Annotated in this window: 23 protein-coding genes; 16 read left to right on the top strand and 7 right to left on the bottom strand. The window is 34.1% G+C overall.

Going from position 1 to position 25,889, the window contains the following annotated elements; genetic code table 11:
- The first annotated feature begins 35 nt into the window (after positions 1–35).
- The 4 genes from ACXX8U_RS07255 (at position 36) to ACXX8U_RS07240 (ending at position 6,606) form a co-directional block, all read left to right on the top strand.
- Positions 36–3,212: a TonB-dependent receptor gene (locus ACXX8U_RS07255; RefSeq protein ID WP_458565272.1), complete on the top strand. Its 3,177-nt coding sequence runs from the start codon at positions 36–38 to the stop codon at positions 3,210–3,212.
- A 127-nt stretch (positions 3,213–3,339) separates the two neighbouring features.
- On the top strand, positions 3,340–3,813 hold the full coding sequence (locus tag ACXX8U_RS07250; protein WP_458565271.1) for a DUF6495 family protein: 474 nt from the start codon (positions 3,340–3,342) through the stop codon (positions 3,811–3,813).
- Between the two features lie 74 nt (positions 3,814–3,887).
- On the top strand, positions 3,888–5,888 hold the full coding sequence (gene ligA, locus ACXX8U_RS07245) for an NAD-dependent DNA ligase LigA (RefSeq protein WP_458565270.1): 2,001 nt from the start codon (positions 3,888–3,890) through the stop codon (positions 5,886–5,888).
- Between the two features lie 4 nt (positions 5,889–5,892).
- Positions 5,893–6,606, top strand: a complete 714-nt coding sequence (locus tag ACXX8U_RS07240; RefSeq protein WP_458565269.1) for a hypothetical protein — start codon at positions 5,893–5,895, stop codon at positions 6,604–6,606.
- A 64-nt stretch (positions 6,607–6,670) separates the two neighbouring features.
- On the opposite strand, the gene ACXX8U_RS07235 is transcribed toward ACXX8U_RS07240, so the two are convergent.
- Positions 6,671–7,582 (bottom strand): bifunctional metallophosphatase/5'-nucleotidase, encoded by a 912-nt coding sequence (locus ACXX8U_RS07235; protein ID WP_458565268.1) that lies wholly within the window; start codon positions 7,580–7,582, stop codon positions 6,671–6,673.
- Positions 7,583–7,730: 148 nt separating this feature from the next.
- Entirely contained in the window at positions 7,731–8,510 is a 780-nt protein-coding gene (locus ACXX8U_RS07230) for a 5'-nucleotidase C-terminal domain-containing protein (RefSeq protein WP_458565267.1), read from the bottom strand.
- Between the two features lie 53 nt (positions 8,511–8,563).
- Between ACXX8U_RS07230 and ACXX8U_RS07225 the strand changes: the two genes are divergently transcribed.
- The 12 genes from ACXX8U_RS07225 (at position 8,564) to ACXX8U_RS07170 (ending at position 20,470) form a co-directional block, all read left to right on the top strand.
- The gene (locus tag ACXX8U_RS07225) at positions 8,564–9,076 is read left to right on the top strand and encodes a DUF6913 domain-containing protein (protein ID WP_458565266.1); all 513 of its coding nucleotides are present in this window, start codon (positions 8,564–8,566) and stop codon (positions 9,074–9,076) included.
- Positions 9,077–9,086: 10 nt separating this feature from the next.
- Positions 9,087–9,974: a 4-hydroxy-tetrahydrodipicolinate synthase gene (gene dapA, locus ACXX8U_RS07220; protein WP_458565265.1), complete on the top strand. Its 888-nt coding sequence runs from the start codon at positions 9,087–9,089 to the stop codon at positions 9,972–9,974.
- 128 nt (positions 9,975–10,102) lie between these two features.
- Positions 10,103–10,897 (top strand): outer membrane protein assembly factor BamD, encoded by a 795-nt coding sequence (locus ACXX8U_RS07215; protein ID WP_458565264.1) that lies wholly within the window; start codon positions 10,103–10,105, stop codon positions 10,895–10,897.
- An 8-nt stretch (positions 10,898–10,905) separates the two neighbouring features.
- Positions 10,906–11,223 carry a DNA-directed RNA polymerase subunit omega gene (locus ACXX8U_RS07210; protein ID WP_026709525.1) on the top strand — a complete coding sequence of 106 codons (318 nt, stop codon included), beginning with the start codon at positions 10,906–10,908 and terminating at the stop codon, positions 11,221–11,223.
- Between the two features lie 9 nt (positions 11,224–11,232).
- Complete coding sequence (coaBC, locus tag ACXX8U_RS07205) at positions 11,233–12,444, top strand: bifunctional phosphopantothenoylcysteine decarboxylase/phosphopantothenate--cysteine ligase CoaBC (protein ID WP_458565263.1); 1,212 nt, start codon at positions 11,233–11,235, stop codon at positions 12,442–12,444.
- A 64-nt stretch (positions 12,445–12,508) separates the two neighbouring features.
- On the top strand, positions 12,509–13,393 hold the full coding sequence (porD, locus tag ACXX8U_RS07200; RefSeq protein ID WP_458565262.1) for a type IX secretion system protein PorD: 885 nt from the start codon (positions 12,509–12,511) through the stop codon (positions 13,391–13,393).
- 54 nt (positions 13,394–13,447) lie between these two features.
- Positions 13,448–15,100 (top strand): DNA repair protein RecN, encoded by a 1,653-nt coding sequence (gene recN / locus ACXX8U_RS07195; RefSeq protein ID WP_458565261.1) that lies wholly within the window; start codon positions 13,448–13,450, stop codon positions 15,098–15,100.
- A 96-nt stretch (positions 15,101–15,196) separates the two neighbouring features.
- Entirely contained in the window at positions 15,197–16,387 is a 1,191-nt protein-coding gene (fabV, locus tag ACXX8U_RS07190) for an enoyl-ACP reductase FabV (RefSeq protein ID WP_458565260.1), read from the top strand.
- A gap of 123 nt (positions 16,388–16,510) precedes the next feature.
- Positions 16,511–17,509 carry a glycosyltransferase family 2 protein gene (locus ACXX8U_RS07185; RefSeq protein ID WP_458565259.1) on the top strand — a complete coding sequence of 333 codons (999 nt, stop codon included), beginning with the start codon at positions 16,511–16,513 and terminating at the stop codon, positions 17,507–17,509.
- A 1-nt stretch (position 17,510) separates the two neighbouring features.
- Positions 17,511–18,107 (top strand): dephospho-CoA kinase, encoded by a 597-nt coding sequence (coaE, locus tag ACXX8U_RS07180; protein ID WP_458565258.1) that lies wholly within the window; start codon positions 17,511–17,513, stop codon positions 18,105–18,107.
- 59 nt (positions 18,108–18,166) lie between these two features.
- Positions 18,167–19,750, top strand: a complete 1,584-nt coding sequence (locus ACXX8U_RS07175) for a sensor histidine kinase (protein WP_458565257.1) — start codon at positions 18,167–18,169, stop codon at positions 19,748–19,750.
- A gap of 3 nt (positions 19,751–19,753) precedes the next feature.
- A complete protein-coding gene (locus ACXX8U_RS07170) occupies positions 19,754–20,470 on the top strand; it encodes a response regulator transcription factor (protein ID WP_210789861.1) in 717 nt (238 codons plus the stop codon).
- Positions 20,471–20,526: 56 nt separating this feature from the next.
- Here ACXX8U_RS07170 and ACXX8U_RS07165 read toward each other — a convergent pair whose 3' ends face one another.
- From ACXX8U_RS07165 to ACXX8U_RS07145, 5 genes are all read right to left on the bottom strand, one after another.
- A complete protein-coding gene (locus ACXX8U_RS07165; RefSeq protein ID WP_458565256.1) occupies positions 20,527–21,267 on the bottom strand; it encodes an acyl-[acyl-carrier-protein] thioesterase in 741 nt (246 codons plus the stop codon).
- A gap of 29 nt (positions 21,268–21,296) precedes the next feature.
- Positions 21,297–22,214: a tRNA (adenosine(37)-N6)-dimethylallyltransferase MiaA gene (gene miaA, locus ACXX8U_RS07160; protein ID WP_458565255.1), complete on the bottom strand. Its 918-nt coding sequence runs from the start codon at positions 22,212–22,214 to the stop codon at positions 21,297–21,299.
- A gap of 269 nt (positions 22,215–22,483) precedes the next feature.
- Positions 22,484–23,845 (bottom strand): exonuclease domain-containing protein, encoded by a 1,362-nt coding sequence (locus tag ACXX8U_RS07155; RefSeq protein WP_458565254.1) that lies wholly within the window; start codon positions 23,843–23,845, stop codon positions 22,484–22,486.
- 67 nt (positions 23,846–23,912) lie between these two features.
- Positions 23,913–24,575, bottom strand: coding sequence for a YggS family pyridoxal phosphate-dependent enzyme (locus tag ACXX8U_RS07150; RefSeq protein WP_458565253.1), 663 nt, complete (start codon positions 24,573–24,575; stop codon positions 23,913–23,915).
- Between the two features lie 22 nt (positions 24,576–24,597).
- Positions 24,598–25,821: a DUF1015 domain-containing protein gene (locus ACXX8U_RS07145; protein WP_458565252.1), complete on the bottom strand. Its 1,224-nt coding sequence runs from the start codon at positions 25,819–25,821 to the stop codon at positions 24,598–24,600.
- Positions 25,822–25,889: the final 68 nt, after the last annotated feature.

The following is a 25,889-nucleotide window of genomic DNA, read 5'->3' as shown; positions in this document are numbered from 1 at the left end:
TAATTTCGCGCCATAAACAATACATACTCAAACAAATGAAAAAAATCATCACATTACTACTTATCTTTTGTAGTTCGGTCACTATGATCGGTCAGACTACAACTTCTAGTATTAAAGGAATTGTAAAAAGCACAACGGGTGAAACATTACCTTCGGCATCAATTTTAGCAGTTCACACTCCTACAGGATCTAAATATTCTGGAGTTTCAAACGTAGATGGTAGATACAATATGCTTAACATGCGTATTGGTGGACCGTACAAGATTACCGTTTCCTTTGTAGGTTACAAATCTCAAGAATTTAATGAGGTATATTTAGAACTTGGTAAAGCATTAATTTTAGATGCAGAATTATCAGACGAAAGCATGCAATTGAGCGAGGTGAAAGTTACAGGAGCTAAAAACAAAGTATTTGGTAACGGTAGAACAGGTGCTGAGACTACAATTGGTAGAAAAGAGTTGTCAGCCTTGCCAACAATTTCTCGATCTGCAGAGGATTTTACACGTTTAGAGCCATCTGCAAGTGGAGGGTCTTTTGGTGGTCGCAACGATCAATACAATAGTTACTCTTTGAACGGAGCTGTGTTTAACAACCCTTTTGGTTTGGATGCTGCTACGCCAGGTGGACAAACGGGTTCTCAACCGATTTCCTTAGATGCAATTGATCAAATTCAAGTAGCTACTGCTCCTTATGATGTTACTTTATCTGGTTTTACAGGAGCATCTGTGAATGCTGTTACTAAATCAGGTACTAATGAGTTTCATGGTACAGCTTATGCTTTTTTTAGAAATCAAGATCTTACAGGTGGACGTATTAAAGGACAAGATATTTTTGTTCCTTCTTTAGAGCAAACTCAGGCAGGTTTTAGCATCGGTGGACCAATTGTAAAAGACAAACTTTTCTTTTTTGCCAATTATGAAATTGACCAAAGAAGTGATTTGGGTTCTAATTTCGTGGCCAACAATGGTGATGGAGTTGCCGGAGTGAATGAATCAAGAGTTTTAGAGTCTGATTTAATTGCGGTTTCATCTGCATTGAGTAGATTGGGATACAATACTGGATCTTATCAAGGTTTCAAGCACAATTCAAATTCTAATAAAGGAATTTTTAAATTGGACTGGAATATCAATGACAACAATAAATTAGCAGTTATCTACAATTTTTTAGATGCTAGTAAAGATAAACCAGCACATCCATCAGCATTAGGATTCAGAGGACCGGATGCAAATACACTTCAATTTGAAAAATCAGGTTACCAAATTAACAATGAGTTGAGTTCATTTTTAGTAGAGCTTAATTCAAAAGTGAGTGAAACTGTTTCTAACAAATTACAAGCTGGATACACAACATTCAATGATTTTAGAAACCCTTTTTCGACGCCAGCACCAGTAATTAATATTCAAAGTAATGGATCTAATTATATTATCGCAGGACACGAGCCTTTCTCTATCAATAATACTTTAAGTCAAAAGGTATTACAAATTACAAATAATTTAAACTATACTGTAGGAACACATGCTCTTACCTTTGGTGGTTCGTTTGAAAAGTACCAGTTTGAAAACTCATTTAACCTTGCTGGTTATGATAATTTTGGTAATCCAAATGGTTATGCTGGAACTTTCTTTTCTCCATACTTCAGTGTACAAGATTTTTTAACAGATGCTGCTAAACCGTTTGCTAGTAGTATTATTGCACAAAATTTACTTTACGCGCAAAATACAGCTGCAGCAAAAAATACTTTTGCTGTTGGTGCAGATAACGGCTGGAAATTAGCGGAATTAAATGTAGGTCAAGCTGCATTCTATGTACAAGATGACTGGAATATCACTGAGAATTTTAAATTCACTTACGGTATTAGAGTGGATAAACCATTGTATTTTAATACGTCAGATTTAATTCAGAAATACATTGATACGGAAAATGGAGCTACAAGAAACAATAATACTTTGTACTACAATCCGATAACTAAGATGAATGAGCAATTAATCTCAACTACGTTACCAACTGCTGAATTGTTGTGGTCTCCTAGATTTGGTTTCAATTGGGATGTAAAAGGGGATAAAACAACACAATTGCGTGGAGGTTCTGGAATTTTTACAGGAAAACTTCCTTTCGTTTGGTTAGGAAATCAAGTAAGTGGTGCTGATGATGGTTTCTTCCAAATTATGGATAAAGACTTTAAGTGGCCACAAGTATGGAGAAGTAGTTTAGGTTTGGATCACCGTTTCAAAAATAATTATATTGCTACACTTGATGTTGCTTACAATAAAGATATTAATGGGGTACACGTTCAAAACTGGGGATTAAGAACTCCATCAGGTACTTTGGCAGGTGTAGATAATCGTTTAATCTACAATGCTTCAGATAAAGGTGCTAACAATGCTTATGTAATGACCAATTCTAGTAAAGGTTATGTTTTGAACTCTTCTGTAAAGTTGCAAAAAACATTTGATAACGGAGTATTCGCTAGTTTAGCTTACAACTACCTAGTTGCCAAAGATGTGAACTCTATCGAAGCTGAAATTACAGGTGATGCGTTTGCATTTAATCCTGCTTTAGGAAATGTAAACAATGCTGTTTTATCAAATTCTAAATATGGAGATACACACCGTTTTATTGGTGTAGGTTCAAAAAAATGGAAATACGGTTCTAATGATGCATGGGCTACAACAATTTCAACTTTCTTTGAATATGCTCAAGGAGGTCGTTTTAACTACATTTACGGTGGCGACATTAATAATGACGGATCTGGAACTAACGACTTAATTTACGTTCCAACTACTACTGAAATCGGTGCTATGGCATTTAGTGCTCCTGGTCAAGGTGCAGCTTTTGATGCTTTTATTAGTCAAGATAAGTACTTAAGCGGTAGAAGAGGACAATATGCAGAGCGTTATGGAGCATTAGCGCCTTGGAGAGGAAAATGGGATATGAAATTAATTCAAGATTTTAACTTTAAGCCTTCTTCTCAATCGTCTAAAACTAATACTATTCAATTTAGTATTGATGTTTTAAATGTTGGAAATTTAATCAATTCTGATTGGGGATTAGTACAGGTTCCTACTAGTATTCAACCTATCGGAGTTAGCGTTAATCAAACTACAAAAGTACCTACTTATACTTTTAACGGAACGCAAACAAAAACATTCAATTATGATGCTAGCTTATTGTCAAGATGGCAAGCACAATTCGGATTAAGATATATCTTTTAGTAGATATTTTAAAGTACCCAAAAGCCTTCTTGAAAAAGAAGGCTTTTTTGGTTTTAAAATTATAAATTTGCACCCATTTTTATTTTAATCAAAGTCCGTATTCGGACCAATAGCAATTATATATTTCATGAAATATTCAAGACTTACAAAAGAGCAATTTGAAGAATTAACGCAAGAGTTTACTAATTTCTTAGCAACCCAAGCAATTGATAAAGCGGAATGGGATAAAATTAAATTAGAAAAACCTGAAGTAGCAGAGCAAGAATTAGATGTTTTCTCTGATTTGATTTGGGAAGGCGTTTTATCTAGAGCAATATTTTTAGAGCATTTTTCTAAAAACCATATTTTTCTTTTTGAATGTTTTGATACACACGTACAATCAATTGTTTTAAAATCATTAGTTCCTGATGTTGATTTTCTAACGCGTGAAGGTTTACAATGGTTGAGTGACAATATGTTTACAGATACTATTGAAATGAAAGTGGGTAAAAAAGTATTCACAGAAGAGCGAAATTCATCTATTTTTCAATTGATACAACAAGGAGCCTTTTTGAGCGACGGTCAGCTATACCAACAAATAAACTCGATTATCACATCCTAATTATGTTGTTTTTTGGTTTAATTTGATTATTTTAGTACACTGATTACAGGCGCTAAAATGACCAATTTTTTTTTATGGATGACCAAAATACGATATTAAAATTACGCGAAGAATTACACTTTCATAACCACAATTATTATGTGTTAGATACACCATTAATTTCGGATTATGAATTTGATATGAAATTAAAGGCCCTTCAAGATCTTGAAAATGTACATCCAGAATGGTTCGATTCTAATTCTCCAACGCAGAGAGTTGGAGGTGCAATAACTAAAAATTTTGAAACTGTTGCACATGAATACCGCATGTATTCGCTAGATAATTCGTATTCAAAAGAAGATTTAATAGAATGGGAAAACCGAATAAAGAAAACTTTAGGCGATGTACCTTTGCAATATACATGTGAGCTTAAATACGATGGCGCCTCCATAAGTATTACCTATGAAAACGGACAATTGAAACGGGCATTAACTCGTGGTGACGGTTTTCAAGGGGACGATGTTACGAATAACATAAAAACTATCAAATCAATTCCTCTCTCTTTAAACGGAAATGATTTTCCTGAAAAATTCGATATTCGTGGAGAGATCGTTTTGCCTTTTGCAGGTTTTGAAAAAATGAATCAAGATTTGATTGCCCTTGGTGAAACGCCCTATTCAAATCCTAGAAACACAGCTTCGGGAAGTTTAAAATTACAAGACAGTGCTGAAGTAGCGAAACGCCCGCTAGACTGTTTATTGTATTTTATGATTGGACCCAACCTTCCTTTTCAATCTCAATTTGAAGGCTTACAAGCTGCGAGAAAATGGGGTTTTAAAGTTCCTCAAGAATCAAAATTGGCTCAAAATTTAGACGAAGTTTTTGAGTTTATTGAATTTTGGGATCAAAACCGAAGCAATTTGCCTTACGAAACAGATGGTGTGGTCATAAAAGTAGATAACCTACAGTATCAGGACGAATTGGGTTATACAGCTAAGTCACCTCGATGGGCGATGGCTTATAAGTTTAAATCAGAGCAGGTTGCTACCGTTTTAGAATCTATCTCGTATCAAGTTGGTAGGACAGGTTCAATAACGCCTGTTGCTAATTTAAAGGCAGTACAGTTGGCGGGTACCATAGTTAAAAGAGCTTCCTTACACAATGCGGATCAAATTGAAAAATTAGATATTCGGGTTGGAGATACTGTTTTTGTTGAAAAAGGCGGTGAAATTATCCCAAAAATTATCGCTGTAGATTTAACCCAACGACCACTTCATGCTGAGCCTACAATATATATTGATAAATGTCCGGAATGTGAAAGTATTCTAGTAAGGAACGCTGGTGAAGCTAATCATTATTGTCCCAATTTTTATGGTTGTCCGCCGCAAATTATAGGTCGTATTCAGCATTTTATTTCTCGAAAAGCTATGGATATTGAAGGATTGGGCGGCGAAACGGTTGCGCTTTTGTATCAAAACAATTTAGTTCAAAATTACGCAGATCTTTATGACTTAACCGTTGTTGATATATTACCATTGGAAAGAATGGCTCAAAAATCAGCTGAAAACTTGGTAAATGGTGTCGAAAAATCAAAAAGTATACCGTTTGAGCGTGTACTTTATGCATTGGGAATCCGTTTTGTTGGCGAAACTGTTGCTAAAAAATTAGCCAAGCATTATAAAAGTATTGACGCTTTGCGTGCGGCAAATTTATTAGAATTGATGCTAGTTGATGAAATAGGAGAGCGCATTGCTCAAAGTGTAATGGACTTTTTTCAAAACGAACAAAACAGTATTACCATACAGCGCTTAAAAGGTTATGGTTTACAGTTTGAGCTATTAGAAAATACAAATCCTAATGCAACTAATTTGTTGGTTGGTAAGACATTTGTGGTATCTGGTGTTTTTGAGAAATTTTCTCGTGACGAATTGAAAAAAGCAATTGAAGATAACGGCGGAAAAGTAGGAAGTTCTATCTCTGCCAAAACAGATTATTTGATCGCTGGAGCAAATATGGGTCCTGCCAAATTGGACAAGGCTGTAAAGTTGAATGTTTCGATTATTTCGGAGGATGATTTTATGAACTTAATAGCTTAAAATAATGATGGTATCATTTAAAAAAACTCAATTTTCGACTGAAAATATTCTTGTTTTTTTGCTTTTTGCATTTTCGTTAGTAGCTGTAGTTGCGGAATGGAGAGGGAATCATCTATTTACAGTTCTATATAAGCCAACTGTAGCTATTTTTTTAATAGCCTTGTATTGGCTATCATCAAAAAGAAGAGACCCTATTTTTGTTATTTGTTGCTTTTTTTTGTTGGCCGCAAGTGTAATGATGATGAATCCTTCAATGTTATTTGTGATTCTAGGAGTAATTTCGATCGTAATTTTTCGTATTTTATTGATTGTTTTAATTTTAAAACTACAAAGAGTCAAAAAAACAGGAATTGCAATCTTGGCTGTTATACCATTTTTAAGTATTTTCTCTTATTTACTGATCAATTCAGAAGGATTGCCAGCCAATAGTTACACTGTTATTATAATTCAGAATGTAGTTGTTGCTGTTGCACTAGGCATTATCGCATCTTTGTACATAAATCAATACTTAAGTAATAATACAGTTTGGTTGTTTATTTTTGGAATCCTGTATGCTTCGCTTTATTTTTTATTGCTAATTGAAAAATGCTTTTTGGTAAAATTTCCTTTATCTCATTTCGAACCTTTAATAATGATACTTCACGTATGTTGTTATTATGCTTTTTATAAGTATGTACGTGACATCGAAGATAAGTCAGATTTCGTTACTCTTTCGTAAAAAAAAAGAATCGATTAACTAAATCGATTCTTTTTTTGTAAAACCCATTTTCAATAGGAAGGTTTTATACAATTATAGTTTTGCCATCGATGGCTTTTGCCTTATCATTATCGAAGTAAAAGTCAATACGCCCCAAATTTATACCGTAGCAGCCCACTTGGTTAACTAGTACATCTTGACCAGCTTTATTTTTTACAACTGTTGGCTTGTCTAAAAAAGTATGCGTGTGCCCTCCAATAATCAAATCGATATCTTGTGTTAGTTCTGCTAATTTCATATCAGATATTTTGTTTGGTTCGTCTCTGTATTTGTATCCTAAATGCGAAAGGCAAATTACAAGATCGCATTTTTGCTCTTTTTTCAAAATGCGAACCATATCCTGCGCAATTTCAAGTGGGTCATTGTAGACTGTTTCTTTTGATAAGTTTTTATCAACTAAACCGGCTAATTCTATTCCAAGTCCAAAAACTCCCACCTTTATACCATCTTTGTTAAATACTTTGAATGGTTTTACAAAACCGTCCATTACAGTATTTTTAAAATCGTAATTAGCACATAGAAAATCGAATTTTGCATGTGGCAATTGTGCTCGTAAACCATCAACTCCGTTGTCAAAATCATGATTCCCAATAGCAGATGCGTCGTATTGCATCATGCTCATTAATTTGAACTCTAATTCACCTCCGTAATAATTAAAATAGGGAGTTCCTTGAAAAATATCTCCCGCATCTAATAATAATACATTTGGATTTTCTTTGCGTACGGTTTCAATTAATGCAGCGCGGCGCGCAACACCTCCCATATTCGCATTTCTAGGATGGTCAGCAGGAAATGGATCAATGTAACTATGCACGTCATTTGTGTGTAAAATCGTCAAATGTTTTGTTTTTGAAGTGCCAAAACTACTTAACGATACTCCTAAGCCAAGTAGTGCAGAACCGGCAGCAGTTTTTTCTATAAACTCTCTTCTTTTCATGTGTATACTTTTTTATTAAAAGCAGGAACAATATTTTTAATTTAAAATGCTGTTCCAAATTTCGTTATTGCTAAATAGAAAATCCTAATCGGTCTTATTCTATTTTGCTACTACTAATTTATATTTAGTTCTGTTTAAAAACTATATTTTATTCTTCCGTAATTCGTACGTCGTTTGGAACCGCGATAGTGTCAACATCTTTGAAATAGTCAATTAAGATGTTGCGTAATTTGTATTCCAAATCAAATTTTTGAATACCTTTTTTGAAAAAGTTCATATTGTCTCCGCCGTTGGCTAAGTAATCGTTGGTGCCTACGTAGTAAATAGCATCGTTTTGAATAGGTTTTCCTTGTATCACAATGTTTTTTGCAAGCTTGTTTTTATCAATTGTAAATGTAATTCCTGCTAAAGGGTGTGGTTTTTTTTCGGCAATAAAGAAATTTACCATTTCAGTAATTTGCTCTCCTTTTAGTGCAATTACAACTAGACTATTTTCAAAAGGCATGATTTCAAAGGCAGTGCGAGCTGTTACATTACCTTTTGGAAGAATAGAACGAATACCACCACTATTAAGCAAACAAATGTCTATACTTTTTTTGTCTCTTAATTGAAATGCTTTGGTACCATATTGTAAGGTTACATCAGCCATTAAATTTCCAATTTTGGTTTGCCATTTCCCAGTACTTTTGTCAAGTGTTTCAGGGCAAATTGCCAAAACATTATCCAAATCTTTATTGATGTGCTCTCTGTATGGAGCCACAAAGTTTTCAATTGCAGCTACTTGCGAGTTTGTATTGTTAATTGGAACTTTCTTTCCCTCAATTTTTGTAACGTAATATTGCTGATTGCTACATGATGCAAAACCAGTAAGTGTTAAGAATATAACAAAAAGTTTCAAAAAATCGTTATACTTTTTTAAATTTACCATTTTAAATGCGACTTTATTAATTAAATTTGTAATCAGGTAAAAGTACTATGTTTTTGAATTATATAAAGCGTTTTTTGGTAAAAAAAACATTAAATTATGGATGGGGTAATTTAAAAACAAACGTGGTAAACAACCGTATTAAAACAGTTGGAATACTGGCAGATGATGAAAAGAAGGAGCTTCATGAGGAGCTATTAGAAGCAATTTTTACACACCAAATTAAAGTAGAAAAAAGTTCGTTTTTGGTTTTTAAATCAGATAAAACAAATTGTTTTGCCGAAAATGTCACTTATTTCAGCCCTAGCGATTTCGGTTGGAGCGGTGGTATTAATGAGAAGTTGATAATTGATTTTTGTGATATAGAGTTTGATTTACTGATTAATTTTTTTAATGAACCTAATCCCTTTTTGATCAAAGTAGCACAACGATCTAAAGCAGAATTTAAAGTGGGGTTTGATACAGTTGACCAACGATTAAACTATTTATTGATACAATCCGCTGACACAGAGCCTACGGTTTTTGTAGATGAATTATTCAAATACCTAAAAATACTTAACAAAATATAAATAGACGATCATGCAGGCATTAATAGGGACCGGAGTTGCCTTAATCACTCCATTTAAAAAAGATTTTTCAATCGATATAGAAGCTTTGAAAAGAGTTGTTCAATTTTCAATCGATGGGGGAATTGAGTATTTAGTAGTTTTAGGTACTACTGCTGAAAATGCCACTTTATCTCAGGAGGAGAAGGAATTGGTAATTCAAACTGTAATCGAAGCGAATAAAGGAACGTTGCCTTTGGTTTTAGGAGTGGGTGGAAACAATACTGCAAAAGTAGTAGAAGAGTTAATGACGAGAGATTTATCGGCATTTGCAGCTATTTTGTCAGTTTCTCCGTATTACAATAAGCCAACACAGGAAGGAATTTACCAGCACTTTAAGGCTGTTGCGCAAGCATCGCCAATTCCCGTGGTTTTATATAACGTACCAGGTAGAACATCAAGTAATATGTTGCCTTCTACTGTGGTTCGATTAGCAAATGAGTTTAGCAATGTAGTTGCAATTAAGGAAGCTGCAGGCGATATCGTTCAAGCCATGCAATTAATCAAAGATGCACCAAAAGGCTTCTTGGTTATTTCTGGGGATGATATGATTGCGTTACCAATGGTTTTGGCAGGAGGAGCAGGGGTTATTTCAGTGATAGGGCAGGGTTTTCCAAAAGAATTTTCAGAGATGATTCGCTTGGGGCTTAATCGCAAAGTTGATGAAGCTTTTAAAACGCAATACCTTTTAGCTGAAAGTATTGATATGATTTTTGAACATGGAAATCCAGCCGGTATTAAAGAAGTTTTTAGTGTACTAGGACTAACCGAAAATACGGTACGTTTGCCTTTGGTTACCGTTAATGATGATTTGTCTAGTCGAATTGCAGCTTTTGTGGGTAAACTTTCAAAAATTAGCTAAAAAAGCTACTTTTTTTTAAATAAAAAATATATTTTGCAGTCGCTAAATTAATAACTAAATTTGCCGACGAAACTTCGGCGTGATTCTGTAAGTAGTTTCAGCTTGCAAATCATGAAATAAGTAAGAAAATGAAAAAAATAATATCGCTTTTTATTGTAGTTGTCCTGTTGTGTTCTTGTAATGAGTATCAAAAAGCCTTAAAATCAGAAGATGTGGCTGTTAAATTTGATTTAGCAACTAAAATGTATGATGCAGGTAAATACAATAAAGCTATTCGTCTTTTTGAACAAATAGCACCATCGTACAGAGGGAAACCTCAAGCAGAAAAATTATTTTACATGTTTTCTCAGTCTTATTTTAAAACGAAACAATATTACTTGTCCGGATATCAGTTTGAGAGTTTTGTTTCAGGTTATCCAAAAAGTGAAAAATTAGAGGAAGCAGCGTTTCTTGGCGCCAAGAGTTATTCAATGTTGTCTCCGGTGTATAGTTTAGATCAAACGGAAACTAACAAGTCGCTTGACAAATTGCAAACTTTTATTGATGCTTATCCGAATTCAACTTATCTAGCAGAAGCAAATGCTATTGTGCAGACTTTGAGTGGTAAAATTCAAAAAAAGGTATACGAAAATGCTAAAGGTTATCATACAATTTCAGAATACAAAGCTGCTATCGTGGCTCTAGATAATTTTGTAGCTGATTATCCTGGTACGCCTTTTAAAGAGGATGCTTTGTTTTACAAATTTGATTCGGCATACCAATTGGCAATAAATAGTATTCCAGCTAAGATGGAAGAGCGTTTAAATGCAGCTAAAGTAGCACAGTCAAGTTTGATTAAGTTCAATGCGGAAACAAAATATAAAAAAGAAGCAACAGCAATGTTAGCTCGAATAGAAAAAGATTTACAAAAATTTACTAAATAAATAAAGTCATGGATTTAAAAAAGACGAATGCTCCAGTAAATACAATAACTTACAACAAAACAGTTATTGAAGAACCTACTGGTAATGTGTATGAAGCGATAACCATTATGGCTAAAAGAGCAAATCAAATCAACTCTGAGATCAAAAAAGAATTGACAGAGAAATTAGAAGAGTTTGCTACATACAATGATAGTCTTGAAGAAGTTTTTGAAAATAAAGAACAAATCGAGGTGTCTAAATTTTACGAGAAATTGCCTAAGCCGCACGCTTTAGCTGTTCAAGAATGGTTAGACGGTAAAATCTACCACAGAGATTCAAACAAATAATAAAGTACTATGTCAGTTTTAAACGGGAAGAAAATTCTACTAGGAATTTCTGGTGGAATTGCAGCCTATAAAACAGCGTCATTAGTTCGACTTTTCATAAAAGCAGGTGCACATGTCCAAGTGATAATGACACCTGCTTCTAAGGATTTTGTAACGCCGCTTACTTTATCTACGCTTTCCAAAAATCCAGTTCACTCTAGCTTTTACAATCAAGACGATGAAAACGAAAAATGGAATAATCACGTAGAATTAGCACTTTGGGCTGATTTTATGGTTATTGCTCCTGCAACGGCCAACACTTTATCGAAAATGACACACGGCACTTGTGATAATTTACTGATTGCGGCCTATTTGTCAGCTAAATGTCCGGTTTATTTTGCTCCTGCAATGGATCTAGATATGTACAAGCATCCATCGACTATTGCTAGTTTTCAGGCTTTAAGTAGTTTCGGTAATGTAATGATACCTGCTGAAACAGGAGAGTTAGCAAGTGGTTTATCGGGTGAAGGTAGAATGGCAGAGCCGGAGAACATAATTGCTTTTATAGAGGCTGATTTAGAGAGTAAATTGCCTTTGAAAGGAAAAAAAATTCTAATTACCGCTGGCCCAACATACGAAGCAATAGATCCTGTACGTTTTATAGGTAATCATTCGTCTGGAAAAATGGGTTTTGATATTGCACAAGTAGCTGCTGATTTAGGTGCTTCGGTGACCTTAGTTACAGGTCCTACACATTTAAAAATAAATCATTCCTTAATTCAAGTTGTACCTGTTGTGGCTGCAGAACAAATGTACCAAGCATGTCACGAGTTTTATCAAGATGTTGATGTAGCCATCGCTGCCGCTGCTGTGGCCGATTACAAGCCTAAGTATAAAGCTGATCAGAAAATTAAAAAAGCATCAGATGATTTTACAATTGAGCTTGAAAAAACAAAAGATATTTTATCTTCTTTTGGAGCTCTAAAAAAACAACAGTTTTTGATAGGTTTTGCTTTAGAAACCGAAAATGAAATTGAGAATGCCAAATTGAAAATTCAGAAAAAAAACCTAGATTTGATTGTTTTAAATTCGTTGCAAGATGAGGGTGCAGGATTTGGTACACCTACCAACAAAATCACTTTCATCGATAAGAATTTTTCGATTGAGCCAATGCCTTTAAAATCCAAAGAAGCAGTTGCTGCTGACATTGTCGCAAAAGTTTTAAAACATTTTAATTTGTAGTTAAAACAGAGGTAATAAACTTCTGTTTAAAATAACCGAGTCAAACAAATACTGAAAGTTAAAGATGAATAAATTAGTTACTTTTTTGCTCCTTTTTATTTGTGGATACGGACAAGCACAACAACTTAACTGTACAGTTACTGTTGATTCACAGCGGTTAAGTGCAACAAACCAGCAGGTTTTTAAAACTTTACAAACATCGATAACAGAGTTTGTTAATAAAACTGATTGGACCGGCCAAGTTTTAAAACAGTCTGAAAAGATTAACTGCTCGATGTATATTACGATTAATTCTAATAGTTCAGATCAATTTTCGGCTACTATTCAGGTGCAATCCTCGAGACCAATTTATAATTCTACTTATGCTTCGCCAGTTTTAAATTATAACGATAAAGATTTTAGTTTTAGATACGTTGAATTTGAAAACCTGTTTTTTAACCCTGCTTCGTACGATTCTAACTTAGTTTCTGTTCTAGCTTTTTACAGCTATATGATTTTGGGCTTAGATGCTGACACTTTTGTAGCTAATTCGGGTTCAAGTAGTTTAGAAATCGCCCAAAACATAGCAACGGTCGCACAACAAGGTGGTGCTAAAGGTTGGAGTCAAGCAGATGGAAATCAAACCCGCTTCTTTCTAATTAATGATTTATTGTCGCCACCATTCCAACCAATAAGGCAAGCAATGTTTGATTACCACACCGCACTCGATGTTATGAGTCAGGATGGTAAGAGTGCGAAAAATAGCATTAAAACAGCGCTGATCAATCTTTCCAAATTAAATTCATCAAGGCCAAATGCTTTTTTGTCAAGAGTTTTTTTTGATGCTAAATCTGATGAAATAGTTTCTATTTTTTCAGGAGGACCATCTGTACCTACCGCAGATTTGGTTGATGGGTTAAATAAAATTTCGCCTTTAAACTCTAGTAAGTGGGCTATAATGACTTTTTAATCTCACAAAAAAATCCTCTTTTTACTGCCAATTATCTATTAATAAATCAAACTAATGATTACGTCACTTTCGATAAAAAATTACGCTTTAATTGAAAAGCTAAGCATTGATTTTTCTTCTGGATTTTCTATTATTACAGGGGAAACCGGCGCAGGAAAATCTATTATTTTAGGTGCTTTAGGATTGGTTTTGGGCAAAAGAGCCGACTTAAGTTCGTTAAAGAACAAAGAAGAAAAATGTGTAATTGAAGCACAGTTTGAAATTAGTAAATACAACCTGCGTCCGTTTTTTGAATCAAACGATTTAGATTACGAGGATGAAACTATTATTAGACGTGAAATTTTGCCTTCGGGAAAATCAAGAGCATTTATTAATGACAGTCCAGCGAATTTACAAGAATTGCAGGATTTAAGTGTTTTCTTGTTGGACATTCATTCGCAGCAACAAACACAGGAATTATCCGATGAAGGAGCACAGTTTGCAATTATTGATGCAATTGCTTCAAATAATGGTACTATTTCAGAATATCAATCTTTGTTAAAAAAATTCAAAGCAGATCAATCTAAATTGAATGCGCTACTTAAAAAACAAGCTGAATCTAAAAAAGAACAAGATTACAATACCTTTTTATTGCAAGAATTGCAGGCTGCCAAACTAAAAGCTGGTGAGCAAGAAATTTTAGAGACAGAATTTGAAAAATTAAATAATGTTGAAATCATCAAAGAATCCCTTCAAAAGGCTTTGGCAATTTCAGAAGAAGAACAAATTGGAGTTTTTCATAATTTGAATGAAATAAAAGCTGCTTTACAAAAAATAGCTCCTTTTTCTGTTGAATACAATTTATTATTAGAGCGCGTAACAAGTTTAGCTATCGAATTTGTTGATATTTCTGATGAAATGAATCGCAATGCGGAGAAATTGATTGATGATCCTGAACAACTCAATTTATTAAGTCAAAAATTGCAATTGATTTTCTCTTTACAGAAAAAGCATCAAGTAGCAACCGTTGAAGAGTTGTTGGCTATTCAAACCGGATTAGAGTATGCTGTTTTAGAGTTAGGAACAATGGAAGAGGATATTGCATCTTTAACTGCTGCATTGTCTGGTTTTACAGAGCAATTAGATGGTGTGGCTGAAGTGATTCGTAAAAATAGACAAGTTGCTATTCCGGTCTTGACAGAGCAATTGGTTACTATTTTAGCATCTTTAGGTATGCCTAACGTACGGTTTGATATTCAAGTATTGCCATCAAAAATATATCATACTAATGGTAAAGATGAACTTCAATTTTTGTTTTCGGCAAACAAAGGAACTGATTTCGGGATTTTGAAAAAGGTAGCTTCTGGCGGTGAAATGTCGCGAATTATGTTGGCAGTTAAAGCTATTTTGGCACAATATTCAAAACTACCTACTTTAATTTTTGACGAAATTGATACTGGAGTTTCAGGAGAAATCGCCATTAGGATGGGCGAAATCATGAAGCAAATGAGTCAACAGATGCAAATATTTGCGATTACGCATTTACCGCAAATTGCTGCCAAAGGAAATGCGCACTTCAAAGTTTTAAAATCAACTGTTGGAGAAGATACGCAATCGGAATTGAGATTGCTTTCTGCGGAGGATAGAGTGGTTGAAATCGCTCAAATGTTGTCCGGAACCGTAGTCTCTGACTCAGCCTTAAATCATGCAAAAGCCTTGTTGAACTAATTTTTTAAATTATATTTGTCAGCGTTTTGAATTGTAATTACAACTACAAATGCACAAAAAAAAACTAAAACTGTACATAAACGAATAAGCAAGAATATGATTATTGAACCAAGAATGAGAGGATTTATTTGCACGACATCTCACCCTGCAGGATGCGAGCAAAATGTAAAAAATCAAATTGAATATATTAAATCAAAAGGCAGTATTGATGGTGCTAAAAAAGTATTGGTAATTGGAGCTTCTACTGGATTTGGTTTAGCCTCAAGACTTACTAGTGCTTTTGGATCTGATGCCGCTACTATTGGTGTGTTTTTTGAAAAAGCACCAGCTGAAGGAAAAACAGCTTCGCCAGGATGGTACAATTCTGCAGCTTTTGAAGCAGAAGCACACAAAGCAGGTTTATACGCCAAAAGTATAAACGGAGATGCTTTTTCAAATGAAATCAAACAACAAACTATAGATTTAATCAAAGCGGATTTAGGTCAAATTGATTTAATAATTTATAGTTTGGCGAGTCCTGTACGTTTACACCCTGTAACAGGTGTTTTGCACCGTTCGGTTTTAAAGCCAATTGGTGATACTTTTACCAACAAAACAGTTGATTTTCACTCGGGTAAAGTTTCTGAAATTTCAATTGCTCCGTGCAATGATGATGATATTCAAAATACGGTAGCCGTAATGGGTGGTGAAGATTGGGCTATGTGGATTGACGCTTTGAAAGAAGCTAATTTACTTGCTCCGGGAGCTACAACTGTTGCGTATTCATACATAGGACCTGCATTAACAGAAGCCGTTTACAGAAAAGGAACTATCGGTCGTGCCAAAGATCACCTAGAAGCAACTGCGTTTGAAATTACAAATAGCTTAGCTGATCTGAATGGAAAAGCTTTCGTATCAGTAAATAAGGCATTGGTTACGCAAGCAAGTTCTGCTATTCCAGTTATTCCTTTGTACATTTCATTATTATACAAAATCATGAAACAAGAAGGAATTCATGAGGGTTGTATTGAGCAAATTCAACGTTTGTACCAAGAGCGTTTGTATACTAACGGTGAAGTTCCTGTTGATGAAAAAGGCAGAATCAGAATTGACGATTTAGAAATGCGTGCTGATGTTCAAGAAAAGGTAGCATTACTTTGGGATCAAGCTGTAACTGAAAATGTTGCTGAAATAGGTGATCTTGAAGGATACAGAAAAGACTTTTATAACTTATTCGGATTTGACGTAGCTGGTGTTGATTATAAAGCAGACGCTAATGAAATGATGGGAATTGAAAGCATTGCTTAAGCCTAAATCATAAAATTATATAAAAAACCATCGCTGAAAAGTTGATGGTTTTTTTATGGATTAGAGTATCTTTGTTAAAATTTTTTGAATTAAAAAAGTGTTGTAAAACCACCATTTTCTATTATGTTATTTTCCTTAATTATTCCAGTATACAATAGGCCAGACGAAGTTGATGAATTACTAGAGAGCCTATCCAAAACTACCTATACAGAGTTATTTGAAATTGTTTTGATTGAAGATGGATCTACCATTAGGTGTCAAGATGTGGCTAGCAAATATGGTGATCGATTGGATATTTGTTATTATTACAAAGAAAACTCAGGACCAGGTGATTCTCGAAACTATGGAATGGATAAAGCCCGTGGTGATTATTTTATCATTTTTGATTCGGATTGTATCATTCCAGCTAATTATCTGAATAATGTGGCAAGTGCATTAGAAAAAAATTACGTGGATTGTTTTGGTGGTCCAGATCGTGCTTTAGATAGTTTTTCAGATATTCAAAAAGCAATCAATTTTGCCATGACATCCTTTTTGACAACCGGCGGAATCCGTGGTGGATCAGAAAAAATAGATAAATTTCAACCTCGTAGTTTCAATATGGGATTATCACGTAAGGCCTTTTACGCTTCACAAGGTTTTGGAAATATTCATCCTGGTGAAGATCCAGATTTGTCTATTCGCCTATGGAATTTAGGATTTGAAACCAAACTGTTTCCGGATGCTTATGTGTATCATAAACGCCGAATTGATTGGGATAAATTCTCGATTCAAGTAAACAAGTTTGGTAAAGCAAGGCCTATTTTAAACAGTTGGTATCCTGAGCATAACAAATTAACTTTTTTCTTTCCAACTGTATTTATCATTGGTTTGTTGGTAGCTATTGTAGCAGTATTTTGCAATTTCGATTATTTATTACAGTTGTATTTCCTATACTTTGCTATACTTTTTGTAACGGCTACTTACCAAACGAAAAGCTTTAAAATTGGCTATTTGGCGCTAGTTGCTGTTTGGAAACAATTTTATGGTTACGGTACTGGTTTTTTAAAATCATACATTAAAGTGATTGTTTTAAAACAAAAACCTCAATTAGCATTTCCAGAGTTATTTTTTAAAAAATAATATGACGAAAATTATCGGGTTAACTGGAGGTATTGGTAGCGGAAAATCTACTATTGCTACTTATTTTAAAGAGGCAGGTATTCCTATTTATTTAGCCGATGACGCGGGTAGGGAAGTAATGCAAGATCCTAGCATTATAGCCGCTATCGTAGATGTATTTGGTACTAGTATAATCGAAAACGGTGTAATTAACAGACAAAAATTAGCGGCTATTGTCTTTAATGAATCTCAACAATTGCAAAAATTGAATAGAATTGTTCATCCAGCAGTTAAAAAACATTTTGACAATTGGTTGCTAGAGCAAAAACATTTTCCTTACGTACTTTACGAAGCTGCTATTTTATTTGAAAGTGGAAAATATAAAGAATGTGATTGCGTTATAACTGTAATTGCATCCCTTGAGGCCCGAATTGCAAGGGTTGTAGAACGAGACCAAACTACAAGAGAGCTTGTTTTACAAAGAATGAATTCGCAATGGTCTGATGACCAGCGAATTTCATTAAGTGATTTTGTTGTTGAAAATGACGATTTAGATTTAGCTAAAGTACAAATTGCTAAAATTCTTAAAATTTTAGAGATTAAACAAAAACAGTCCTAGATGTTAATGTTTGGTTAATCTATCATTTAATATATTGTTAAAATACTAAATTTGTTTCGATGAATAAACTTTTCTTTAGGCTGCTTGTATTGTTAATGAGTTTGTCCCTAATCGGGATAATTCTGGTACAGGTATATTGGTTTAACAATTCTTTTGAAAATAACGATGAGCAGTTCAAGTTTCATGTGAACCAAGTGATTGGCAATGTTGCCGAAAAGATTCAGAAACAAGAAGCTTATAATTTTTACGATAAGATAAATCATTACAAGGATAGTACAGGTAAGGTGCCAAAGAGAGATGATATCTTGGAATTTTACTACGTTCAGAAAAATCCGCGTACCAAAAAAACGATTATTTATTCGAACAGCATAATTTCTGAAGATTATAATATTTCGCCTTCGTTCTTTGATAAAAAATATAACAATGATAAATTCAAAAGCTTTAGTGCCAAGAGGGTAACAGAGGTTTATGATGATAATTCAATAGATAACTCAGGATTGAACCAAAGTATGATTCCTGATATTAAAATTGAAAAATCAGGGAATTTGAATGTTTTAGATAATGCCTCATTTGAAATTTTTTATAAAGATTTTGCTTCCGTTTTACCTATTCAGGAGCGAGTTTCGAAAGAAACACTGAGTAAATTAATCAAAAAAGAATTAGCAGAATCTGGTGTTAATACCAAGTTTGAGTTTAGTGTTTACAACAACAATATTGCTACAGCTGTTAAATCTAATGATTTTAAATACAATAAAGAGGCGACTTATTCGATTCCGATTTTTACAGATAACGAGGGGAATAGTAAATACCAATTGCTGGTTACTTTTCCGCAGAAAAAGAAGTTTTTGTTGTCAGAATTGGTGAGCATTACTATCCTTTCAATTGTTTTTACATTAATTATTTTGATCGCCTACACAAGTGCATTGAATCAGTTAATTAGACAACGTCAGATATCGGAAATAAAAAACGACTTTATCAATAATATGACGCATGAGTTCAAAACACCAATTGCTACCATTAACCTAGCTCTTGATGCTATAAAGAACCCAAAAATAATTGAGGACAAGGAAAAAGTACTTAGGTATTTGCAAATGATTAAAGATGAAAACAAACGTATGCATGCTCAAGTTGAAAACGTTTTGCGAATATCGAAATTAGAGAAGAAAGAACTTGATATTACAAAGGATTCAAACAATGTTCATGATATAATAGAGGATGCTATTGATCACGTGAATTTAATATTAGAAGACAGAGGCGGAAAAGTACAATGTTATTTTAAGGCTGTAAGAACAACCGTTCTTATCAATGATGTCCATTTTACCAATGTAATCGTGAATATTTTAGAGAATGCGATTAAGTATTCTCCTAACGCACCTGAAATAGATATTTATACTGAAAACATTAAAGATGTAATCATTATCAAAGTTAAAGATAGAGGTTTAGGAATGAGTAAAATAGCTCAGAAGCGTGTTTTTGAAAAATTTTATAGAGAACACACAGGTGACATCCACAATGTAAAAGGGCACGGTTTAGGCCTTGCTTATGTGAAAAGAATAGTTGACGACCATAACGGTCAAGTTTATGTAGAAAGTGAAAAGGGAAAAGGAAGTACCTTCATAATAAAATTACCATTAATAAATTAGAATATGGAAAATGTAAATAAAAAAATACTTTTAGTAGAAGACGATCTTAATTTTGGAGCAGTCTTAAAAGATTATTTGATGCTAAATGATTTTGATGTGACTTTAGCTAAAAATGGTATGGAAGGATTTGAAAAATTCAAAAAGGATACCTATGATCTCTGTATTTTAGACGTCATGATGCCATATAAAGATGGATATACACTAGCAAAAGAGATCAGGGAAAAAAATACTGACGTTCCAATCATATTTTTAACCGCTAAGTCTATGAAGGAAGATGTGTTGAAAGGTTATAAAGCAGGTGCTGATGATTATTTAAACAAACCGTTTGACTCTGAGGTTTTGTTAATGAAAATTAAAGCCATTATTCAGAGAAAATCATCTGATACCAAGGCTGAACAAGTACAGTTTGAATTCAAAGTAGGTAAGTTCCATTTGAACTCTAAACTTCGATTTTTAACGTACAAAGATGAGGAGCCAATCAAACTTTCTCCAAAAGAAAATGAGTTGCTTAAAATGCTTATTTTACACGAAAATGATTTGATGCCAAGAGAATTAGCATTAACCAAAATTTGGAGAGATGATAATTATTTCACCTCAAGAAGTATGGATGTCTATATTGCAAAATTGCGTAAGTACTTAAAATTAGATGAGGATGTTGAAATTTTAAACATTCACGGTGAAGGTTTCAGGTTAGTTGTAAAAAACAAAGTAGCTCAATAACTTGAGTTGAAAATAGATAAAAAAATGCCCTAAGATTAATTTCTTAGGGCATTTTTTTATTTCCAATTGAGTTGTAAAGCAAAGCAAGTTTTTCCATCTTTGGTGATGTTAAAAAGGCTTTCGTTGTCATCTTCTTGTTTTAAAATTTCTACTTGATCCTGAAGTGATAATTCCTTTAAAAAATTCATTTCTAAGCTTTGTAGTTGTTGCGTTAATAATAGTGGTGCCGTTGTATAATCAAGGCACCACTCTAGGTATTTAACGTTGTTTACATGGTTTACAATATCTAAATCGGACATGTACACTGTTTTATCTGCAATTTTGCTTGTGGCAGTACTCACATTTACTTTACTAAATCCGTGTACGGTAGCTCTTTTTTCGGGATAAAGTTCAAAGTGATCGTACGGCAAAGCCAATGCTTCTGGACGGCGTTTTTGGGTGTTAAATACAGCCCAAAAGGTTTCGGCGCCCACAATTTTTTTTCCGTTCAAATGCATCTCTAAGGCACGAACGGAACGTGAATTTTCTAAGGAATTGATCCATGTTGTTACCGTAACGGTATCGCCCCATTTTGGAAGTTCTTCTATTTCAACGCGCATGCGGCTTAAAACCCAAGCTTGGTGAAACTCCTGCATATCATAAAAACTGATACCGCCAAGTTCAGAATGGGTAGCTGCTGTAAGCTGTAACATATTGCATAAATCAGTATATTTTAAGTAGCCATTTGGCGCACATTGTGTAAAATTAATATCCCATTGTTTGCTGATGATGGAATTGAAATTAGGGGAAATAGGCATGTATTTAAGTACGAATTATGAGTTATGAATTATTTGTATTGTTTAATGTAATCTATAATGGTCTTATACGGGGTTTCAAAGTCAAACCATTTAGTGTTTTCATTTCTTTTAAACCAAGTTAGTTGCCTTTTAGAAAATCGTCTTGTGTTTTTCTTTATTTCTTCTATGGCAAATTCTAAGGTGAACTCTTTGTCAAAAAAGCTAAATAATTCTCTATATCCTACGGTTTGCAAAGCGTTTAATTCTTTATTGGGATATAAAGTTTTGGCTTCGTTTAGCAAGCCTTCATTCATCATGATATCTACACGTTGATTGATTCGGTTATAGATTATTTTTCGATCAGCTTCTAAACCGATTACGATAGGAGTGAAGTTGCGATTGTTTTTTTTCAGGTTTAAAAAAGAAGAATACGGTTTTCCTGTTCCAAGGCATACTTCTACAAAACGCATCATGCGCTGTGGGTTTTGTAAGGTTTGCGGATTTTCTTTGGTTAGTGTTTTGTAATAGTTAGGGTCTAACTGATCAAGCTTTTGTTGCAAATATCCAATTCCCAATTTTTCGTATTGTGTATTTATTTGGATACGCAATTCAGGATCAATTTCAGGAAATTCATCAAAGCCTTTTAGAATGGCATCAACATATAAGCCAGAACCGCCAACTAGAATAGCGTAATCATTGTCTTGAAATAGTTCGTTGAGTTTAGCAATGGCTTCTTTTTCGAAATCGCCAACGGTATAATTTTCAAAAATAGACTTGTTTTGAATAAAATGGTGTTTGGCTGCAGCCAATTCAGTTAGGCTAGGAACGGCGGTGCCAATTGTCATTTCTTTAAAAAACTGTCGGCTATCGCACGAGACGATTTCGCAATTAAAGTGGTTTGCCAAGACAATGCTAAGAGAAGTTTTTCCGATAGCTGTAGGACCGACGATAGTGATTAGGTATTTCATATTTTTTAGCCCAGATGGGAACGTAAACCCCGCAGTGATTGAAGTTTGTTTTTCTTGGTGTAAAAGAGCGACCGTAGGAAGCTCCTTTTATGCCTTAGAAAAACAACTGAAGTCACGAGGAGTTGCAGTGTACAGCTGGATTGGCTTCAAGGTTAATAAATTAGGATTCGAATACATGATCAAAACACTATGTAAAAATAAATTTGATTATTAGTTGCATAAATCTAGTTTAAGATAATTCACATAAAGGATCATAATTAATATTCAGCCTAGAGATGAACTATTTTTAACGTTTTGTTTTTTCGGATGTGTCCTTGAATAATATTTTTTACATCTCGATTATTTTGCATTGGGATAATAATGTTTCTTAGGATTTCAACATTGGTTATTTGGTAGTTTAAATCATAAAAAGCATACCCTTTGTAGATTCCGTTTTCTATCAAAACCGCTGATCGTTCGCTAATTGTTCGGCCTTTGTCTATTAAAATCATGTTTTGATTGTCGAAACTATTTTTGTCGATAAAAGCTTGCACTCTTGTGTTGTATTCCTCTGGCGATACTTCTCCTACGCAAGCACCATCACATTCTTTTATGGTGTATTGAAAGCAGTTTGTTTTACTAGCGTACAAGCCCGTTAGTTTTTGGCATAAATTGTAATGAGATGTTATTCTGAACAAAGCATTTTTTCCTTCTTGAATTGAAGTGAAAGATGTGATTTCTTTTTTACGACCATCGGCTTTTTGAAGTTTTAAGTTCAAATAACCTTTTTCATCTTTCTCTACATACAAAGCGAGTTGAAAAATACTTTTGCGCTGCGCTCTGTTGTAAATGGGTTTGTTGACTTTGATTTCCTCACTTTCTTTTAACAAAGCTATAAGCTCACTACCCGTTTCATCATAGGAAACTGTAAAAACTTCGGCTTGAATTTTTTTACATTTTTTTGTAGTTCCTGTAAAATGTTGGTTGATTCTTTTTTTGATGTTTCGGCTTTTACCAATGTAAATCAAAGTTCCTTTTTCGTTGTAAATGTAGTACACGCCTGTTTTATTCGGTAGACTAGATACAATATCAAGTAACTTAGGAGCAATGCCTTTTTGTACTTCTAGTTTGATGAAATCTTTTACGATTTCTTTTTCTAGGTCTTTTTCTAAAAGAATTTTAAACAGTTTTACGGTAGCTAACGCATCTCCGCTAGCACGATGCCTGTCGGCCATTGGAATGCCAAGTGCGCGCACTAATTTTCCTAAACTATGTGAGGGTTGTTCGGGTAATAGTTTCTGTGAAAGGGCAACCGTACAAAGTGTTTTGGCTTCAAAATCATAGCCTAATCTGCGAAATTCTGTTCTCAAGATTCTATAATCAAAAGAAGCATTGTGAGCCACAATCACACAACCTTCCGTAATTTCAATGATGCGTTTGGCTACCTCAAAAAATTTAGGAGCTGAAGTAAGCATGGCATTATTGATACCGGTAAGTTTTACAACAAACGGCTGAATGGGAATTTCTGGATTGACCAAGCTTATGAATTGATCTACTATTTCATGTCCATCAAATTTATAGATGGCAATTTCAGTGATTCCTTCTTCGTTAAATTGTCCTCCTGTGGTTTCTATGTCGAGTATTGCGTACAAAATAAGTATTCAGTGTTCAGTTTTTAGTATTCAGTTTTTAACAGCATTATCGACTTTGAAATTGAAATCAATTTCGACCCCCAAAAATACTACTTCCTATTCTAACCATAGTACTACCACATTCAATCGCAAGCTGATAGTCACCGGACATACCCATTGAAAGGACTTCGAGCTGGCAGTTTGAAATTGTTAAAGCTTTCGTTTTTTCGAAAATAGTTTTCAAATGCGTGAACTCTTTCTTGATTTGATCTTTACTTTCCGTAAAAGTCGCCATTCCCATTAATCCAACGATTTGAATATTCTTTAGTTTTTCAAATTCATTTGAGGAAAGGAGGGAAGTCAGTTCAGCTTCATCAAGACCAAATTTACTTTCCTCTTCGGCAATGTAAATTTGCAGTAAACAATAAATAATACGGTTGTTTTTTAACGCTTGTTTGTTGATTTCTTGTAATAGTTTTAGGCTATCTACACCATGAATCAAGCTTACAAACGGCGCCATATATTTTACTTTGTTCGTTTGCACGTGACCAATCATATGCCATTGAATGTCTTTTGGCATTTGTTCCCATTTATCGGCCATTTCTTGGATTTTGTTTTCTCCAAAAATACGCTGACCTGCTTCGTAGGCTTGCATTAAATCAGATACAGGTTTCGTTTTTGAAACTGCAACCAATGTAACGTGTTCCGGTAAGGCTGCTTTTATGATTTGTAAACTATTTGTGATAGACATGGTTTTGTTTTTTTGTAATAACCTAATCAAATTCGTAAACGACCAATCCGCTTCTGAATTTGGGTTCGATATATGTGCTTTTAGGCGGCATAATCAAATTAGCATCTGCTAAGGCTTTGATTTCGCTAATATTGGAAGGAAAAAGAAAGAATCCCAACTCAAATTCGCCTTGATCTATTTTATTTTTTAATTCTAGAACGGCCTGTTTTCCTGAAAGATAATCAATTCGTTCGTCATTACGCAAATCTTCAATACCTAAAATTGGCAACAATATTGTCGTGTATAAAATTTGAGCGTCTAATGAATCCAATGGACTTTCAAAGTTTAGATTTTCAGATTTTAAAGTCAAACTATAAAACTCCTCTTCAAGATACATTCCAAATTGATGTTTTTGACTGGGTTGAAATGGTTGTTGCGCTCTATTTTCGATTGTGAAATGAGCACTAACTTGCTGTAAAAATTCAACTTTGGTCAAGCCATTCAAATCTTTAATCAACCGATTGAACTCGTATATTTTGACATTATTTTCAGAAATTAAATAACTTAAAATATGATTCGTAGTAGTATTTTCAGGATTATCATTTTCAGCTGCAAGCAAACGCATAGCTTCTGTACGATGATGACCATCGGCAATGTACAGGCTTTCAGTTTGAGCGAATATTTTTTGCAACCAACTTATTTCTAATGCATCATCAATTTTCCAGAGATAGTGAATTTCCTTTTTCGTAGTTGAAAACTCAAAATCAGCTAATTTTTGAGTACAATTAAAAATCCAGTTTTCGATGGTTTTGTTGTCAGGGTAGGTCATTAAAACAGGTTCTGTATTGAAGGCGGCGTGTTTCATGTACTCCTTAAGTAATTGCACTCTAAACGCAATAATATCTTCGTGCTTTTTGATGTGATCTTCGCAATAATCCGCTACGCTTGTTCCTGCAATAATTCCAGTAAAGGATTGCGTTTTGTTGACAATTTTATGAATGTAAAGCGCTGGTTTTTTATCTTTTACCAAGATGAGTTCATTTTTGAAATCTTGGTATTTTTGATGCACTTGGCGGTATCTTTTTTCGAATGAAACACTTTCTTGATTGGTGTAAGCGGGTTTTAGAATGTGTAAAAAAGAAAGCGGATTAAAATCCAATTGTGCAGCAAGCTCTGCATTGACATATTCCTCGTAGGACCTGCACGTTACAAGACAAACTTTATCACGAGTAGGGCGGACCGCTTGAAAAGGAATTATTTTTGCCATAATTAAGTCAAAAGTCAAAGGTCAAAAGTCAAAAGTTCAAGGTCTACAGAAGCTAACCTTGATACTTT

Source organism: Flavobacterium sp. GNP001 (assembly GCF_054343775.1).
This window is presented reverse-complemented; position numbering and strand designations above follow the sequence as displayed.